This is a genomic window from Saccharomonospora sp. NPDC046836 (assembly GCF_040645195.1).
Taxonomy (GTDB): domain Bacteria; phylum Actinomycetota; class Actinomycetes; order Mycobacteriales; family Pseudonocardiaceae; genus Prauserella_A.
This window is the reverse complement of the sequence record NZ_JBEYXW010000018.1, coordinates 24750-42400: the sequence shown is the minus strand read 5'-3', so window position 1 is coordinate 42400 and position 17651 is coordinate 24750. Positions and strand designations below refer to the sequence as shown.

The 17651-nt window shown below is 69.6% G+C and carries 16 protein-coding genes; 13 read left to right on the top strand and 3 right to left on the bottom strand.

The genetic code is table 11. The features are described 5' to 3' along the window. Window positions 1–15 precede the first annotated feature (15 nt). Entirely contained in the window at window positions 16–1560 is a 1545-nt protein-coding gene (locus ABZ863_RS20620; RefSeq protein WP_358537964.1) for a glycosyltransferase 87 family protein, read from the top strand. Here ABZ863_RS20620 and ABZ863_RS20615 read toward each other — a convergent pair. Both ABZ863_RS20615 and ABZ863_RS20610 read right to left on the bottom strand, forming a co-directional pair. Further along, window positions 1446–2804, bottom strand: coding sequence for a glycosyltransferase 87 family protein (locus ABZ863_RS20615; RefSeq protein WP_358537962.1), 1359 nt, complete (start codon window positions 2802–2804; stop codon window positions 1446–1448). The genes ABZ863_RS20620 and ABZ863_RS20615 overlap by 115 nt on opposite strands. A 1-nt stretch (window position 2805) precedes the next feature. Further along, entirely contained in the window at window positions 2806–3576 is a 771-nt protein-coding gene (locus ABZ863_RS20610; RefSeq protein ID WP_358537960.1) for a deoxyribonuclease IV, read from the bottom strand. A 101-nt stretch (window positions 3577–3677) separates the two neighbouring features. Between ABZ863_RS20610 and ABZ863_RS20605 the strand changes: the two genes are divergently transcribed. The 12 genes from ABZ863_RS20605 (at window position 3678) to ABZ863_RS20550 (ending at window position 14405) form a co-directional block, all read left to right on the top strand. After that, on the top strand, window positions 3678–4493 hold the full coding sequence (locus ABZ863_RS20605; RefSeq protein ID WP_358537958.1) for a hypothetical protein: 816 nt from the start codon (window positions 3678–3680) through the stop codon (window positions 4491–4493). 168 nt (window positions 4494–4661) lie between these two features. Beyond that, window positions 4662–5576 (top strand): hypothetical protein, encoded by a 915-nt coding sequence (locus ABZ863_RS20600; protein ID WP_358537956.1) that lies wholly within the window; start codon window positions 4662–4664, stop codon window positions 5574–5576. 90 nt (window positions 5577–5666) lie between these two features. Next, window positions 5667–5999, top strand: coding sequence for a 30S ribosomal protein S6 (rpsF, locus tag ABZ863_RS20595; protein WP_358537954.1), 333 nt, complete (start codon window positions 5667–5669; stop codon window positions 5997–5999). Window positions 6000–6010: 11 nt separating this feature from the next. Next, window positions 6011–6487 carry a single-stranded DNA-binding protein gene (locus ABZ863_RS20590; RefSeq protein WP_358537952.1) on the top strand — a complete coding sequence of 159 codons (477 nt, stop codon included), beginning with the start codon at window positions 6011–6013 and terminating at the stop codon, window positions 6485–6487. A gap of 33 nt (window positions 6488–6520) precedes the next feature. Beyond that, window positions 6521–6769, top strand: a complete 249-nt coding sequence (gene rpsR, locus ABZ863_RS20585; RefSeq protein WP_358537950.1) for a 30S ribosomal protein S18 — start codon at window positions 6521–6523, stop codon at window positions 6767–6769. 14 nt (window positions 6770–6783) lie between these two features. Beyond that, the gene (gene rplI, locus ABZ863_RS20580; protein WP_358537948.1) at window positions 6784–7239 is read left to right on the top strand and encodes a 50S ribosomal protein L9; all 456 of its coding nucleotides are present in this window, start codon (window positions 6784–6786) and stop codon (window positions 7237–7239) included. A gap of 184 nt (window positions 7240–7423) precedes the next feature. Then, entirely contained in the window at window positions 7424–7843 is a 420-nt protein-coding gene (locus ABZ863_RS20575) for a hypothetical protein (protein ID WP_358537946.1), read from the top strand. Continuing rightward, on the top strand, window positions 7840–8457 hold the full coding sequence (locus tag ABZ863_RS20570; RefSeq protein ID WP_358537944.1) for a DUF3558 domain-containing protein: 618 nt from the start codon (window positions 7840–7842) through the stop codon (window positions 8455–8457). Before ABZ863_RS20575 ends, ABZ863_RS20570 begins: the two co-directional genes overlap by 4 nt. Before the next feature lie 6 nt (window positions 8458–8463). Further along, complete coding sequence (locus ABZ863_RS20565; protein WP_358537941.1) at window positions 8464–9837, top strand: PPE domain-containing protein; 1374 nt, start codon at window positions 8464–8466, stop codon at window positions 9835–9837. A 33-nt stretch (window positions 9838–9870) separates the two neighbouring features. Next, window positions 9871–10668, top strand: coding sequence for an ESX secretion-associated protein EspG (locus ABZ863_RS20560; protein WP_358537939.1), 798 nt, complete (start codon window positions 9871–9873; stop codon window positions 10666–10668). 401 nt (window positions 10669–11069) lie between these two features. Further along, on the top strand, window positions 11070–13541 hold the full coding sequence (gene dnaB, locus ABZ863_RS20555) for a replicative DNA helicase (RefSeq protein WP_358537937.1): 2472 nt from the start codon (window positions 11070–11072) through the stop codon (window positions 13539–13541). Between the two features lie 75 nt (window positions 13542–13616). Continuing rightward, window positions 13617–14405, top strand: coding sequence for a class III extradiol ring-cleavage dioxygenase (locus ABZ863_RS20550; RefSeq protein WP_358537934.1), 789 nt, complete (start codon window positions 13617–13619; stop codon window positions 14403–14405). Window positions 14406–14490: 85 nt separating this feature from the next. On the opposite strand, the gene ABZ863_RS20545 is transcribed toward ABZ863_RS20550, so the two are convergent. Beyond that, window positions 14491–17475: a hypothetical protein gene (locus tag ABZ863_RS20545; protein ID WP_358537931.1), complete on the bottom strand. Its 2985-nt coding sequence runs from the start codon at window positions 17473–17475 to the stop codon at window positions 14491–14493. Between the last annotated feature and the right edge of the window lie 176 nt (window positions 17476–17651).

The following is a 17651-nucleotide window of genomic DNA, read 5'->3' as shown; positions in this document are numbered from 1 at the left end:
CGTAACATGCGGCGCGTGCCCAGCGATAAACACGATCCGCCCTCGACGGGGACGCCAGACACCGTGTCGCTGGACGGCACGCAACGCGCGATCCCTACCTGGACCGAGCCGCTGGCCGCCACCGCGAGCGCTCCCATCGGCGGCCCGCTCGGCGAACACGCGACCGTGGGCAGGCACTGGTTCTGGTCACCCCTGCGGGTCGGGCTGCTGCTCGCGGTACTGACGCTGACGGCAGGCTGGTTCGGCAAGGCCGCGTGCATTCAGCAGTTCGTCAACGACCAGGGCCAGACCGAGCTGGACTGGCGGTCCGGCCGCCCCTACGTCGCGATGTGCTACTCCGACGTGGTGCCGCTCTACACCGCGGAACGGCTCGACCGCGGCGACACCTTCCCGTACGCGACGAGCTGGGTCGACAACGCAGGCACCGACCGGGCGCAGGTGCGGTTCATGGAGTACCCGGTACTCACCGGGTTGTTCCAGTGGGTCAACGCCAAGCTCACGCACGCCTGGACGGACGTGTCCGCGGCCGGCTGGCTGCCGGGTGCGCTACCCGTCGCCGTCTACTTCAACATCACCGCGCTGTTCCTTGCGCTGGCGTGGCTGGTCACCGTCTGGGCCGTCGCCAGGATCTCCCGAAGACGGCCATGGGACGCCGTGCTCGTCGCGATCTCACCGCTGGTCATCGTCCACGCGTTCACCAACTTCGACACGCTGGCCGTCGCGCTCGCCACCGCCGGCCTGCTCGCCTGGTCGAGACGACAACCCGCGCTCGCCGGACTGCTGCTAGGGCTCGGCGCCGCGGCGAAGATGTACCCGCTGCTGTTGCTGGGGCCCCTGCTCGTGCTGTGCCTCCGGGCCGGCAAGTTGCGCGCGTGGACCACGGCGGCGGGCACAGCCGCGGGCACCTGGCTGGCCGTGAACCTGCCATTCCTGCTGTTCCTGCGTCAGGGCTGGGCCGAGTTCTTCCGGCTGAACACCGAACGCGGCATGGATCCCGACTCGATCTACAACGTGATCTCGCACTTCACCGGCTGGGCCGGCTTCGACGGGCCGCTGGCGCACGGCGAGACACCGACCGTGCTGAACTCGGTGAGCGGTGCACTGTTCCTGCTCTGCTGCGCCGGCGTCGCCTACCTCGCGCTGGCGGCCCCGACTCGCCCGCGCCTGACGCAACTGTGTTTCCTGGTGGTGGCCACGTTCCTGCTGACCAACAAGGTGTGGAGTCCCCAGTACTCGCTGTGGCTGGTGCCGCTGGCTGTGCTGGCACTCCCGCGCTGGCGCCTGCTGCTCGGCTGGATGATCATCGACGCGCTGGTCTGGGCGCCGCGGATGTTCTACTACCTCGGCATCGACAACAAGGGCCTGCCGGAGAGCTGGTTCCTCGGCACCGTGGTAGTCCGCGACCTCGCAGTAATCGCTCTGTGCGTGCTGGTGGTGCGGGAGATCTACCGGCCGTCGGAGGATCTCGTCCGTGCCGACGGTGTGGACGATCCCGCCGGCGGTGTACTCGACAAGGCCCCTGATGTCGTCGTGCTCAGGCGCCCTGCCCCGGTGTCCTGACGGGCTGACAGGAAGACCACGAACAGGCAGGCGAGCAGCGCCGCGCGTCCCCACACCCCGACCACCACGGCCTGCGCGGCGAACCCGTCGTGGATCATCCCGCCGCCCTCGGCGAGCGCGCCGTACCAGCGGAAGATTCCGATCCCCATCGCGAGATCGGCCAGCAGGTAGGCCACCACCCAGCCCCAGGGGATCCGCACCAGGACGAACATCGGCAGCAGCCAGAGCGTGTACTGCGGCGAATGCACCTTGTGCAGCAGCAGGAACGCACACAGTGCGGCCGCGCACACCGGCAGCAGGGGGTAGCTGCCTTCGATCCGGTAGCGCCGCCAGCCGAGCCAGTAGGCCAGTGCCACCGCAGCCAGTACCAGCAGAGGTGAGGCCACATCGGCGAACGACTGGAACGCCACGTCGTCGTCGAAGAAGGGCCGCACGCCCCAGTACCAGACGGAGTTCGTCGTCGCATCGACCGCACGCCGTCCCTGGAACTCGAACGATGCCCACCAGCCGTCGAACCCCAGCAGCGCGAACGGCAGGTTCACGGCGATGGCCGTCCCGCCTGCGATTCCCACCACCCGCAGCGCACCGCGGACGTCGCGGCCGCCCGCGGTGAGCACGTACAGCGCCAGCGGCACCACGAAAAGGCCCGGGTACAGCTTCGCGGCGGCACCGATGCCCAGCAGCACCGCCGCCCAGCCCGCACGTCTGTGCAGCGAGCCTCTGCCCTGGTAGACGACGAAGAACGCCGCCACCGAGAACAGCACAGCTGGCAGGTCCCAGTTGTGGAAGGCGTACAGCACCAGCGGTGGGCCGACCGCCCACAGCAGCGCCCGCCACCCGGCGAGCCTGCCCAAAAGCCAGGCGGTGAGCACCCCGAACGGTGCGAGCAGCAGCGCCGAATAGAGCAGGAACTCGGCGTCGTTGTTCGCGAACAGCCCACCCGCCCACACGATCAGCCCGGTGACCACCGGATATTCCAGCGTTCCTCCCACGAGCTGGTCGCCGTCGAGGCCGCCGTGCACGTAGGGGAACGTGTGCTGATCGATGTCGCGACCGAGCCAGAGGAACTGGATGTCGGAGTAGCAGACGTCGGTGAAGTTCCGTTCGGCGTAATCCGGGGTGCTGCGGCCCGCGTCGTCGAACTCCGGCCCCGCGCAGCGGAACTTGTTGGCCAGCCCGAACGCGAGCGTGACCCCGCACAGCAGGACCACCAGGGCCAGCTGCGCGGAGCGCGGGCGCGGCAAGCTACCCAAGTCCCTGCAGGAACTCGATGTCCGCGACCTGTCCCTCAGCGGGAGTCTCCACGATGACGGGAGCGCCCGCGGCTTTGGCGATCTCGGCCAGCTGGGCAGGGTCGATGGTGCCGTCGCCACCAACGACATTGGCGTGCCGGTCGCGCTGCGAACCGAACTCGTCCCGCGAGTTGTTCAGATGCACCAGGTCGATTCGCCCGGTGACGGCCAGCACGCGGTCCACCACGCCGTCGAGCTCCCACCCCGCCGCGTAGGCGTGACAGGTGTCCAGACAGAACCCGGGGCCGAACTCGGCGACCGCATCCCACAGCCTGGCGAGCATGTCGAGATCGCGGGCCATCGCGTTCTCGCCGCCCGCGGTGTTCTCGATGAGCAGCGGGACACCGAAGCCGCCCTGCTCGGCCTGCCGCTCGAAGAGCTTGCGCCAGTTGGCGATGCCCTCGGCGGGATCCTCGCCCTTGCGCACGTGACCGCCGTGCACGACCAGCCCCCTGGCACCGACCTCGGCAGCACCGGCCGCATGCTGTGCGACGGTCTTACGGGACGGGATCCGGATGCGGTTGTTCAGCGAAGCCACGTTCAGCACATACGGCGAGTGGATGTACACCGCGACGCCCGCGGGGCCGAACTCGTCGGCCTGCGGATGCCGTTGCGGTTTCTTCCAGTCCTGCGGGTCGGAAAGAAAGAACTGCACCACACCTGCACCGACCTCGCGGGCGGCGGCCAATGGGTCGTCGTCGCGGACATGAGCGCCGATCAGCATTGGACGAGGGTAACGATGCACACCGGGCCCAATCGAGTACCGTGACGCCAGTCCTACGAATTTCACCGTGGCCATACACACAGCGTGAAGGCGAGGAGATCATGGGGACTGGGGCCCAGCGGTACATCGCCCGGCTCGGCGTGGCCGGAATCGCCCTCACCGCGACCGCGCTGCTGGCGCTGCCCGGCACCGCTACCGCCGCTCCCGTGGTCGCCGGCAGCTGCGACGCCACACTGGAAGGCGCCGACGGCGCGCCACTCACCCTCGACCTCGGTGCCGCGCTGAACGCGCCGGGAGTGCTCGGCGTCGGGCTCGGGTCAGGCTCCGACGCGGCACTGTCCCTGCCGGTGAAGGATCTTCTCGACGGCCTCGGTGTGAGCCGGGCCGAGCCCGTGGCGGCCACGCTCGGCGAGGTCTGCGCGACCGGTCAGAACGCGGTCAACGCGCTCACCGCCCCTGTGCAGGGCGTGCTTCCCGAGCCGCCGAGCCCGGCCGACCCCGCACCGCCCTCTGAGGAGCCGGAGAGCCCTGGCCAACCTGCACCTGTTGCGCCGGCACCGGAGGACCCCGCGCCCGTGACGCCCGGCGCAGGCGGCACCGGTGTCGGCAGCACTGCGCTGCCGGTGCCACCGGCCGGCACCAACGGCGACGTCCCGATCCAGTCGGCCACGACAGGCGAGGACGACGCCGCCGCGGCAGTGGCCGCCATCCAACCGGTCGCGCCGAGGGTGGCCCCTGACCTCAGCCAGCCCGATGCGGCCCGCGCACCGGAGGTAACCGCCCGCGAGTCCGGCACCGCGCAGGCGCTGCCCACCGCAGGCACACCCGATCGGCTCCCGATGCTGCTGGCCGTGGCGGCGCTCGTGCTCGTGGCCGCCGCGCTCGTCCGTACCTGGATCCGCGGCCGCGCGGAATAGGAGCACCCGCGTCACGCGGGCTCCGCTGCTTCGTTAGGTAGGTGGGAAGCGGACGACCACGCACAGCGCACGCGCGTATCTTGTGCGTTGACGGATCGTTGTTTCCTGACACTTGGCCAACGCGGAGGGACAGCTGCTGTGCGGACCACGCCGACTGCTCTGGCGAGGATGACCCGGAAGGTGCTCACCACGACGGCGGTGGTCGCGGCTGTGGCCGGCCTCGGCGTGCTGGCGCAGGGCACCGCGGCCGCGAGTGTCGCGGAACCGCAATCGTGCAACGCCGCCGTCACCGGTCAGATCGGCGAGCAGGTCACCCTCGACGGCACAGCGGTCAAGGAACTGGTCCGCACTGGAGCGCGGGAGGCCAAGACGGTCTTCCTGCTCCACGACCTGACGATCTGGCCCGACCACGTAGCGAACGAGATCGCCAAGAAGCAGCTCATCGTGGGCAGCGTGCCCGATGCGCAGAGCGGCACCGTCAACGGTGAGGTGATCGGCGCCGCCGTCCGCGACGCCCTGCGCGGCAGCGCCGGGCTCGGCGCGCTACCCGCCACCCAGGAGAGCACTCTCACCAGCATCGCGAACACGGTGGCCGGCAACTGCGGGCTGTCGCTGTTCGCCTCGAACTACGTAGCCCCCACGACGCCGAAGAGCGAACAGCCCCCGGCCGACCCCAGCACGCCCCAAGGCACTCCGGCCGCCCCGACCACCCAGCCCGGCCCCGCCACCGGACTGGGCAGCGGCTCACTCGAGGGCACCGGCCTGACCACCGTGCCACCGCGCGACTACAGCGGCATCCCGACCGCCAGCGCGCCCAGCGCGGGCCTCGGCGTCCCGCCCAGCCTGCGCTACCCGCCGTCGAACGGGGTGCCCGGTTCACCCGAGCTCGGCGTTCTCGGCGCCGACGGTGGCCAGGACTCCCGCGAGAAGGCCACTGACGTGCGCACCGCGGGCAACGCCGACGCGCTGGCCACGCCTGCCTCGACGAGCCAGGTACAGCTGCCGATGCTGCTGGCCGTGGTCGTGCTCGCGGCCGTTACGGCCGCGCTCGTGCGCACCTGGGTCCTGCGCCGGGTCGCCTGAGGGGCGTTCACCAGGCGCCGTTAGACTGCGTCGACAACCCTCCTGTCACGGAACGTCCGTGACCGCCAAGCCCATAGGAGGTGAGTGGTTGTGTCACGCCATTACGAGGTAATGGTCATCCTCGATCCCTCGCTCGACGAGCGCACGGTCGCCCCCACGCTGGACAACTTCCTCAACGTGATCCGCACCTCGGGCGGCAGCGTGGAGAAGGTCGACGTCTGGGGCCGTCGCCGGCTCGCCTACGAGATCAACAAGAACGCCGAGGGCATCTACGCCCTGCTCGACCTGCACTCCGAGCCGGACGCCGTCAAGGAGCTCGACCGTCAGCTGTCGCTGCAGGAGACCGTGCTGCGCACCAAGGTCATCCGGCAGCAGCCCCCGCGCGGCGCCAAGGCCGCGGCGAAGATCGCCGCGAAGGCCTGAGGCAGGTAGCCATGGCCGGAGACACCGTCATCACAGTGGTCGGCAATCTGACCGCCGACCCGGAGCTCCGCTTCACGCCGTCGGGTGCGGCAGTTGCGAACTTCACGGTCGCGTCCACGCCGCGCACCTTCGACCGCCAGTCCGGTGAGTGGAAGGACGGCGAGGCCCTGTTCCTGCGCTGCAACATCTGGCGGCAGGCGGCGGAGAACGTCGCCGAGACGCTGACCAGGGGCGCGCGGGTGATCGTGCAGGGCAGGCTCAAGCAGCGTTCGTTCGAGACCAAAGAGGGCGAGAAGCGGACCGTCGTCGAGCTCGAGGTCGAGGAGATCGGCCCGTCGCTTCGCTACGCCACCGCCAAGATCAACAAGGTGAGCCGCGGCAGCGGCGGAGGCGGATTCGGTGGTGGCTCGGGTGCCCCCGCCGACGACCCGTGGGGTTCCGCGCCACCGGCGAGTGGCGGCGGCTTCTCCGACGAGCCGCCCTTCTAAACCAACCACGACACAGTTCCTCAGGAGTACACAGTGGCGAAGCCACCCATTCGTAAGCCCAAGAAGAAGGTCTGCGTGTTCTGCAAGGCCGAGAAGAAGGGCCACCCCGAGTACATCGACTACAAGGACACCAACCTGCTGCGGAAGTACATCTCCGACCGCGGCAAGATCCGTGCCCGCCGGGTGACCGGCAACTGCAGCCAGCACCAGCGCGACATCGCCATCGCGGTCAAGAACTCCCGCGAGATGGCGCTGCTGCCCTACACCTCGACCGCTCGCTGAGAAGGGAGTCAGACATGGCGAAGATCATCCTGACGACCGACGTGGCGAACCTCGGTGGCCCCGGCGACATCGTCGAGGTCAAGGACGGCTACGCGCGCAACTACCTGCTGCCTCGCGGTTACGCCATCACGGCGACCAAGGGTGCGGAGAAGAACGTCCAGACCATCCGCCGGGCGCAGGAGAGCCGTCGCATCCGCGACCTCGACCACGCCAAGGAGATCAAGGCCACCATCGAGGGGCTCGGCACGATCGAGCTCGCCGGGAAGGCCGCCGAGGGCTCGAAGCGGCTCTTCGGCTCGATCACCACGGCCGACATCGTCGGTGCGATCAAGGCGGCAGGCGGGCCGCTGCTCGACAAGCGCATCATCGAGCTCGGCGAGCACATCAAGACCGTCGGCAAGCACACCGTGAACGCCCGCCTGCACCCGCAGGTGATCGCGGACGTGCGCCTCGAGGTCACGGCCAAGTAGTCAAGGCCGCATCAGTGGCGGGATCCCGGAAGGGGTCCCGCCACTGGCGTCTTCTCGTGGGAACTCGCACCAGGCCGCACACGTCCGAGTGAACGGGCGTCGCCGGCAAACGACCGCTTGACGAGCACTCGGCGCGCTGAGGAAACTTGATCTCGCTTTGCGGGCGAAGGGGGATGAGCAGGCGATGCTCGATCCAGGTGGTGGCGTTGGGGCAGTGGGCGGCGCCGTCGGCAGCGTCGTGATGATGGCCGCCCCGTCGGTGATGGGTGCTCCGCCACCGCCCCAGGGCGGCGGCTTCAAGTTCAAGGCTGAGGAGCTGGAACGGGTCATCCAGCAGTGGGAAGACCTGCGCGACGCACTCATGACCGATGAGGCGGACGCGGTGCGGATGGCTCACTTGCGGGCACCCGGTCGGGAATTCGCCAGCAGCGACTTCGCGGACCAGGCCAACCCGTCCGGCAAGGCCTTCCTGGTCGCCAACCGGCGTATGCAGGAGTACGTCACGGCCTACATCGACGCGCTGCGCACAGCCAAGCAACGCATCAGCACCCGTGAGGAGCAGTCGCAGAGCGACATCGCACAGGCAGGTGAACAGCCGACATGAGCCTGCGCCCCCGAGCAGTCCTCGCCCTCGCCGCACTGTCCGCTGCCACGCTGACCGCCTGCGGTACCGACACCGAGGCAGGCCAGGCGGCACCGGCCAGCAGTGCCTCGTCGGCCAGCACCGGCGCACCGTCCAGCTCGGCCGAGCAAGCCGGTCCGTCCGTCACCAACCCACTCGACGCGACCGCGCTCGTCACCGCGCCGTGCGACGCCCTCTCGGCCACCGACCTGGACCGGCTCGGATTGGGCGAGGGACGCGAACGTTCGACCTCCGGTGGTGTCGACGCGACCGCCTGCAGCTGGCAGTACGCCACGGAGAGCGGGAACCGCATCGACCTGTCCGTGGTGACCGAGAACGCCAACGGGCTTTCCGCGATCTACGAGCAGCGGGAGACCAACGACTACTTCGAAGAGACCGAGATCGGCGGCTACCCGGCGGTCTACACCTCGACCCTCGACAACCGCAGCGATGGCGGCTGTGGGCTGTGGGTCGGGTTGAACGACGAGGTGACGCTCCTCGTTCTGACCAACCTGAACTACGGGCCGGAGGTCAGTGATCCGTGCCCGGTCGCCGACCAGGTGGCCCAAGCCACCATCGCCACACTGGGGGGTTGATGCGCCATGGTGCTCTTCCTTGTTCCGATCGTCGCTGGTGCCGCGGCCTACAGTGCGGCGACGCAGGAGGAAGCGGGAAGCTACTCCTCCGGTGACGGCAGCCGCAGCGTTGACGCCTACCAGATCTGGGAGCAGATCACGACCGGCCCCGGCGCCGGTTCGATCATCGACGGGCAGGACTCTGCGGGACGGCTGCAGCGGGTCTACGCGGGCCGGGTCCAGCAGATCGAAGAGCTGAGCAGGCTCATGGACGAGGCCTGGCAGGGCGACGCCGCCGATGCGGCCAGCGCAGGCGCGCATCCACTCCGGCAGTGGATGGAGGATTCCGGTACCAAGCTGCGGGAGAGCGACCGCTACCTCGGCGAGCAGGGTTCGGCATTCCAGACCGTGCACTCGAAGGTCCAGCCCATTCCGCGGCAACCACCGGAAAGCGGCTTCCTCAACGACATCACGCCGTGGGAGACCGACACAGACCGCGCCATCAGGGACTACAACACCAAGGCACAGGCCAACGTCGACGCGTTCAACGAGTACTACCTGGCGAGCTCCGACAACGCCAGCAACCTGCCCGTCTACAACGCACTCGACGGTCAGATCGGCGAGGTCGACATCGACGACGACGGGGGCGGCGTGCGTCCGCCGGGCAAGAAGCCCGGCGATGGGGATGAGACCGGTGGTGGCGACCGAACGGGCGGCGACCGGACCGGCGGGGACGACCCCGGCGGAAGCGTCCGGCCTGGCGTCCGGCCTGGCGTCCGGCCTGACATCGGTGGCCTCGACCGTCCCCCCGGCGGCACCCCCGATGACTCGATCCGGCTCCCCGAACAGGGCGACAACCAACGGCGAACGGGCTACGACCCTCCGGACTACACCCGGCCCACCTGGGACGACCGCACCGGGACCTCCGGCTACGACCCGGGGAAGGTTTCGACGGGCGACTACTCGACCGGCAGGTACGGCCCCGGTGGTCTGAACGGCATCGGATCGGGCGGCGGTTCGAACTCGGGCTCCGGCGGTTTCGGTGGCGTCGGCGGTATCGGCGGCTTCGGTCCCGGTGGCGGTGGCGGTGGGTCCTACAGCGGCAGCGGTGTAGGCGGTGCGGGCGCGTCCGGCGCGGGTTCCGGGTCCAACCCCGCGCCCGGCGCCACCTCCGGTGCGGGCCGCGCCATGGGCGGCGCAGCCATGGGTGGTGCCGCGGCGGCCGGCGCGGCTGGGGCGCGCGGCGCGGCGGGCATGCCGATGGGCGGCATGGGTGCGGGTGGCGGTCGCGGTAAGGGCTCCGACGACGAGGAGCACCAGTCCAAGTACCTCATCCAGGAGGATGGCGACTCGCTGTTCGGTTCCGACGAGCTGACCGCCCCGCCGGTGATCGGCGAGTAGGCACTCCCGCTGCACAAGAGAAGAGGGACCACGGTGCTGGACCAGCAGGTGACCTTGACGACGGGCACGCTGCTCAACCTGATCCGCCGTCGCGGCGCCGAGCCGCACACCGTGCTCGCGAGCGCGCCGATCTGGGAGGACGATCGCGCACAGCGTGCTGCGGCGGAGCGGGCCAACCAGGAGCTGCAGGGCTACGGGCTGTACGCGCGCGGCGGGGTTCACCCCGGGCTGCAGGCGACCGTCGAGGCGGTCGCGCGGCCTGCGCTGGAGTACTTCGCCTGGATCAACGGCGGCTACGACGGCCAGGCCCTGAACTACACCGTGCTCGCCGGTGTCGCGGGCAACGAGGCCTTCGTGCTCGCCCGCAACACCGACCACGAAGGGGTCGTACTGGCCTCGTTGCGCCCGCAGGAGCTGCTGGAGAACTTCGTCGCGCAGCTTCCGGTGCTCGGGCCGGGCCGTGGCCAGCCGCTGCGTGTGCCCAAGACCCAGGTGGTCGGCGACCGTCGCCGCTCGGATGCCTACGACGAGGGCGGCGGCGTGCTGCGCGGAGGGTCCCCGAGCGCGGCCGCGGCGGAGGCCGACGAGCTGCGCCGGGTCCTCGGCCTGCGCCGGCTCGGCGGCGGCAGCCTGTACGTGGCGGCGCGCAGCCGCAGCGGCAGGCGGGAGCGCGTCCAGCGGCCGCTGAACTACATCGACACGAGCGAGGGCCGCTGGCTGACCGAGGAGGTACCGGGCGCGGGCGAATCCATGATCGCCTGCACACCGGCGACCCCGCAGCTCATCGCCGACCGGTTACGAACTGCCCAGAACAGGCTTCCAGTCGCGTGATCCCGGCCCACCGTTCAGCCCAACGGGTGGGCACTCCACGCTCAGTAGCTCTCATCCACAGGTGCCACGTCGCCTGGTGACAAGCACCATTGGCGACACGCCGAAACCGAAGATCGACGCGACACGCCGCAGCGGCTAAAACAAAGTACTCCACACCGGAAGCACAGGGCCTGACCAGGGACTTTCATGAAGTCGACCACAACCATCCCCAGGTTTTCCACAGGGCTCGGCCCACCTGTGATTGATTGCGCCAATTCATCCACAGGTAGTGCACAGGCCGGTCCCCAACCCGAATTGCGCTGCTCCGTCCGAGCGATCTAGCGTGCTCCGGCGGCAGTGTCGCCGGATCCGATATAGTCGAACACATGTTCGACGTCTGACCTCAGGAGGTGCCAGCACCGGTGGCGATCACCGACGACCGCAGTCCCGCTTTGGCCACGCCCGAGCACGGCGGGTTCGATCGTCAGCCGCCACAGGACATCGCGGCGGAACAGTCCGTGCTGGGCGGCATGCTGCTGTCGAAGGACGCGATCGCCGATGTCGTCGAGGTGCTGCGCCCCGGGGACTTCTACCGCCCCGCGCACCAGGCCGTCTACGACTGCGTCCTGGACCTCTACGGTCGCGGGGAGCCCGCGGACCCGATCACCGTGTCGGCCGAGCTGGAGCGGCGCGGCGAGCTGAACCGGGTGGGCGGCGCCCCGTACCTGCACACCCTGATCGCCACGGTGCCGACAGCCGCGAACGCGGGCTACTACGCACAGATCGTCGCCGAGAAGGCCATCCTGCGCAGGCTGGTCGAAGCCGGCACGCGGATCGTGCAGTACGGCTATGGCGCGGACGGCACCGACGGCGGTGACGTCAACGAGGTCGTCGACCGTGCGCAGGCCGCGATCTACGAGGTCACCGAGCGGCGCACCAGCGAGGACTACGTCGCGCTGGAGGAGCTGCTCCAGCCCACCATGGACGAGATCGACGCGATCGCGTCCCGCGGCGGTACCTCGCAGGGCATCCCGACCGGTTTCACCGACCTCGACGAGGTCACCAATGGGCTGCACCCCGGCCAGATGATCATCGTCGCCGCTCGGCCTGGTGTCGGGAAGGCACTGGCACTGGACACGCCGCTGCCTACGCCGACGGGCTGGATCACCATGGCTGAGGTTGCTCCCGGCGACCAGCTGATCGGCGCCGACGGCAAGCCGACGACGGTGGTAGCAGCGACCGAAGTGATGCACGATCGCCCCTGCTACGAGGTTGAGTTCTCCGACGGTTCCGTGCTCATCGCGGACGCGGAGCACCAATGGCTGACCGAAACCCGCGCCTCCCGCCGTGCCCGGAATGGCCGCGCCGAAGTGCGGACCACCGAAGAGATCGCGGCCACGCTGCGGTGCGACACCGCCGACCAGCGGATCAATCATTCCGTGCGGGCCGCTAGTGCGATCGACCTGCCGGAACAGGTTCTGCCGTTGCACCCTTACGCGCTGGGGGCCTGGTTGGGCGATGACCATTCCAGCGGTGCCCGCTTCACCACGACCGATCCCGAGATCATCTGCTACCTCGAAGGGGACGCCGGACTGGCGGTGCGGTCGTACGGCAACAGCCTGTACGAGCTGTGGCTTCCCGCGCCCGAACCTGCACCCACCTGCCCGGATTGCGGCCAACCTTCGACCGGGTTCCAGCTGTGCCAGTCCTGCCGCGATGGACAGGGATCGGTGCAGGCCATTCTCCGTTCGCTCGGTGTCCTGGGTGACAAGCACATTCCGCTCGACTACCTACGCGGTTCGATCGCGCAACGGCGTGCGCTGCTTGCCGGGCTACTCGACATGGACGGCGCTGTCTCCAGCTCCGGTTCAGTGCAGTTCACGGTGACCAACCGCCGACTGGCCGAGGACACCCACGAGCTCGTCGTGAGCCTCGGTTACCGCTGCTCGATGACCACGAACCGGGTCAGGGGACGCAGCGAACACACCTCCACCGCGTACACCCTGAATTTCACCACCGAGGACCGGGTGTTCCGACTGCAGCGGAAACATCTGACCCACAAGGAGCGGCTCGCCGGCCGCCTCTGCAGCCCGCCCGTGCGCTACATAGTTGATGTGCGAGCGGTGGCCAGCGTGCCGGTCCGATGCGTCGAAGTGGCCGCCGCAGACCATCTCTACCTCGCGGGCCGGTCGATGATCCCAACGCACAACTCGACCCTGGGGCTGGACTTCGCACGGTCGTGCTCGGTCCGGCACGGCATGACCAGCGTCATCTTCTCGCTCGAAATGAGCCGGACCGAGATCGTCATGCGCATGCTGTCGGCCGAGGCGCGAATCCGGCTGGCCGACATGCGAGGTGGGCGGATGTCCGATGACGACTGGACCCGGCTCGCGAGGCGGATGAGCGAGATCAGCGAGGCACCGCTGTTCGTGGACGACTCGCCGAACCTGACCATGATGGAGATCCGCGCGAAAGCGCGGCGGCTCAAGCAGCGCAACGACCTCAAGCTGGTCGTGCTCGACTACCTGCAGCTGATGACCTCGGGGAAGCGAGTGGAGTCGCGGCAGCAGGAAGTGTCGGAGTTCTCCCGGCACCTGAAGCTGCTGGCCAAGGAGCTCGAAGTCCCGGTGATCGCGATCAGCCAGCTGAACCGTGGCCCCGAACAGCGCACCGACAAGCGGCCCATGCTGGCCGACCTGCGTGAGTCCGGTTCGCTGGAGCAGGACGCCGACATGGTGCTGCTCATCCACCGACCGGATGCGTGGGAGCGGGACGACCCGCGGGCGGGCGAGGCCGACCTGATCCTCGCCAAGCACCGCGCCGGCCCCACCAGCACGATCAGCGTGGCCCACCAGCTGCACTACAGCCGTTTCACCGACCTCGCGCACGAGTAGCCCCCCGCCGGGAATACGGCACATCGGCGGGACGTCATATAGGTTACTGGTTGAAGATTCAACATTGGAGTCGCGATGACCGCTCCCGCCGACCGGATGCCTGTGCTCTACCTCAGCCACGGTGCACCCCCGCTCGCCGACGACGCGCTCTGGACGCGCCAGCTCGCCGGCTGGTCCGCCGACCTGGCGAAGCCGGCCGCGATCCTGGTGATCTCCGCGCACTGGGAGGAGGCCCCGCTCACCATCGGCGCCACCACGACAGTGCCGCTCGTGTACGACTTCTGGGGTTTTCCCGAGCACTACTACCAGGTGCGCTACGGCGCGCCCGGTGCCCCTGAGCTGGCGGCGAAGGTGCGCAAGCTCCTGCACAGCAGCCGGACGCCGGTGCACGACGCACCCGAGCGTGGCCTCGACCACGGCGCCTACGTGCCACTCGTCGAGATGTTCCCGAACGCCGACGTGCCGGTACTGCAGATCTCCATGCCGTCGCTCGATCCACAGGAGTTGTTCGGGCTCGGGCGCAGGCTCGCGCCGCTGCGCGACGAAGGCGTGCTGATCATCGGTAGCGGCTTTTTCACCCATAACCTGCACGAAATGCGTGCGGTCGACGGGCCGGACGGCGCACCGCCTGCCTGGTCCGCGGAGTTCGACCACTGGGGCGAGCAGGTGCTCAGTACAGGTGACATCGACGCCGTGCTCGACTTCCAGCACAAGGCACCGGCCGCGCAGCTCGCCCACCCGCGCACCGAGCACTTCGCGCCGCTGTTCGTCTCGCTCGGCGCGGCCGACGGTGTGGCCACACCGCGCACGGTGATCGACGGCTACTGGTACGGGCTCGCCAAGCGGTCCATTCAGCTGGGCTGACCCGCGGACGAAAAAGGCCGGGCCCGGGAGACCACGCTGTCTCCCGGGCCCGGCCCGGCTATTACCTCAGTACGACGTCAGCGGTTCAGACACCGACCGGCTTGATGTCGACACCGTCGAGCACACCCTGGAACACACCCGACGCGGAGTCCAGCGTGGGCAGGTCCGCCTGCGGGGCCAGCGAGCCTGCGTCGAGCGTCGGCAGTGCGGCGTTCGGCAGCTCGGGGGCACCCAGCTCCGGCAGCGCGGGCAGCGCGGGCGCACCCGGGACGGTCGGCAGACCGGCCAGCTCCGGCAGTGCCGGCAGCTCCGGCGTACCCGGGACGGTCGGCAGGTCGGCGCGGCTCGCACCGGTCGGCAGGGCCGAGACCGCGGGCAGCGTCCTCGGAAGTGCCGGCAGCTCGGTCGCGGGCAGCTCGGCACCCGAGATCGGCAGGTTGATCTGCGGCTCCTGGTCGGCCACCGAGACGTCGGTGACGTTGCTGGTCGTGGAGGACACGACCGCCAGCAGGCCCAGCGGGATGTCGTAGACCTGGACGAGCGCGCCCAGCGGCAGCTGTCCGTCCACACCCGACAGTGCGTTCGTCGGCCCGGCCGTGGTGGTCTCGCCACCGGTCTCGCCGGTCAGGTTGTTGTCAGCCACCGCGTGCGCGACACCGCCGACCGAAGCAGCGAGGCCGAACACCTGCGGAACCGCGGCAACCGGGACATCCACGATGTCGCCGGACAGCGCGCCACCGACACCCGAGGTCTCGATGTCGCCGCCCGAGGTGACCTCGGTGGTGTTGAGGCCCTCGCCGGTCGCCACCGCGGTCAGGGTGGCGGCGGAGCCGAACACCTGCGCGATGGGCAGCGCCTCGGCGCTGATCACGTTGCCTGCGATGGAGCCACCGTCACCGTTGGAGCTGGCGTCGCCACCGGCCTCCGACACGACGTCGTTGGTCGACTCGCCCGACACGACACCGACCCAGCTCGCGCCGAGGCCGAACACACCGCCGGCCGCGCCGACCGGAGCCTGGATGATGTTGCCGGCCACCGAGCCGCCCTCACCCGTGGTGCTGGCGTCGCCGCCTGCCACCGAGTCGGTGAGGTTCTCGCTCGTGCCACCCGCATTGCCGATCCAGCTGCCACCGATGCCGTGGACCTGGAGGGGCAGCGACACCGGAACGAAGCCGATGTTGCCTGCGCCGGTGCCCTTCTTGCCGTTGGCGTGGACGTTGTCGCCAGCCTCGGAGATCGTGTCGGCCGTGGCCTCACCGAAGCCGTTGCCGATCCACGTGCCGCCGATGCCGAACACCTGAGCCGGAAGCGAGACCGGGACGGACACGAGGTTCGCGGCAACGAAACCGTTGTCGTCCTCGGTGTTGCCGCCGCCACCGGCCTTGACGACCTTGGTCTCCTGAGCGGAGCCGCGGCCCTGGCCGATCCAGCTGCCGCCGATGCCGAACACCTCGGCCGGCACAGCCAGCGGGACCTGCACGAGGTTGCCCGAACCGGCCGAGTCGTTGCCGCGGGTGCCGTTGTAGCCACCGGCGTCGACGGTCTTGTCCTCGGTCGCGTTGCCCGAGGCGTTGCCGATCCAGGTGCCGCCGATGCCGAAGGCCTCGACGGTGGAGGCGACCTGGCCGGTCACCGTGTTGCCGGAGACCACAGAGCCGTCACCGTTGGAGAAGGTGCCGTCGCCCGCGAAGGCGCTCGTGGTGTTCTCGTGGCCCTTGGCGTGCGCGTTGCCGATCCAGGTGCCACCGACGCCGAACACCTCGACCGGCAGCGCGACGGGCAGGTCGGCGATGTTGCCGGAGGCCGCAGCGTCCTCGCCGCTCGTGCTGGAGAACCCACCGGCCTTCATCTCGGCGGCCGAGCTGGTGCCGGCCGACGCGCGCTCGTCGGTGTCGCCGGTCACCGAGTTGCCGACCCACGCGGCCGCGGTGCCGGTCACCGACGCGAGCAGCGCGCCCTGCGGCTGCGCGACGTTGCCCGAGAGGAACGAGGCGTCGCCGTCGGTCTGGATGTAGCTCGGGATGTTGTTGATGCCCGGGGTGGTGTCACCCGCGGTGGCCGCGACCTCCGAGGCGCCGTTCGCGTTGGCGTTGCCGCCCCACGACACCGCGTCGTTGGCCACACGGACCGGCAGGGCGATGGGCGCGCCCGCCACGTTGCCCGCGCCGGCGCCCTTGTCACCGCCGGTGACGATGTAGCCACCGGACTCCGCTTCGCTCTGAGCGTCGAAGTCGGTCTCGGCGTTGCCGAGGAACCAGCCGAGGGCGTTGCCCGAAGCCTGGATCGGCGTGGCGAACTGCGGTGCCACGACGTTGCCTGCGAGCCCGCCACCGGTGCCGTCGGTCTCGATGTCGCCCGTGGTGGACGCGCTCTGCGAGGCGCTGCCCGAGGTCTTGCCGCTACCGCCGAGCCCACCGGCGTTGCCGGAGATCTGCACGGGCAGGGCCCAGTTGAGGGCGACGACGTTGCCGGCGAGGCCGCCACCGGCGCCGCTCGTGCTGACGTCGCTGTTGTGGGCGTAGCTCTGCTCGCTGTCGGATTCGACCTCGGCGTCCCCGAGGACACCCACCGCGTTGCCCGTGATCTGGATGGGCACCGCCAGGTTGCCGACGACCTTGTTACCCATCAGCGGGTCGTCGGTCGGCTCCAGGGTGGGCGCGGTCGCCTGGGTGGCGCGCTGCTGCGCCGGTGCCTGCGCCGTGGCGCGGCCGATCATCGAGGTGGCCTCGCTGACCTTGCTCGCGGCCTGGTTCACGCGCATCGTGGCCGGTGCGGTCACCTTCGCGGCGGGAGCCGCGGCGTTGCTCGCGGGCGCGAGCACCTTGTTCGCCAGGTCGGTGACGGGCTTGGTGCTGATCTCACCCTGGTAGCCCGGCAGGTTGACCTGCCCGACCGGGGTGCCGACGGCGTTGTCCGCGATGTCGACGGGGACGCTCACGGTGAGGTCGAGCGGCCCGGCGGGGGTGTCCGGGTCGACCTTCTCGTTGGCAGAAGCGATGCCGGTGCCCAGCATCAGCAAACCACCGGTGACCAGCGCGGTCTGGATTCCGCGCTTCGCCCAGGTCTGCATAGTGAGGTGTTCTCCTTTTCCTTGGTTCCCTTGCGGGGGCTTGATGCGCTCCGTCGTGGCGCGAGGGGAGTGACCGACGGAAGGCGGGCAGGCGAGATGCGTGCCACGCGGGCGGAAAAGCGGGGAACACAAGCTGACGCGCATGCGGGCGCGGGAGACGGCCGCAGGGGTTGCGT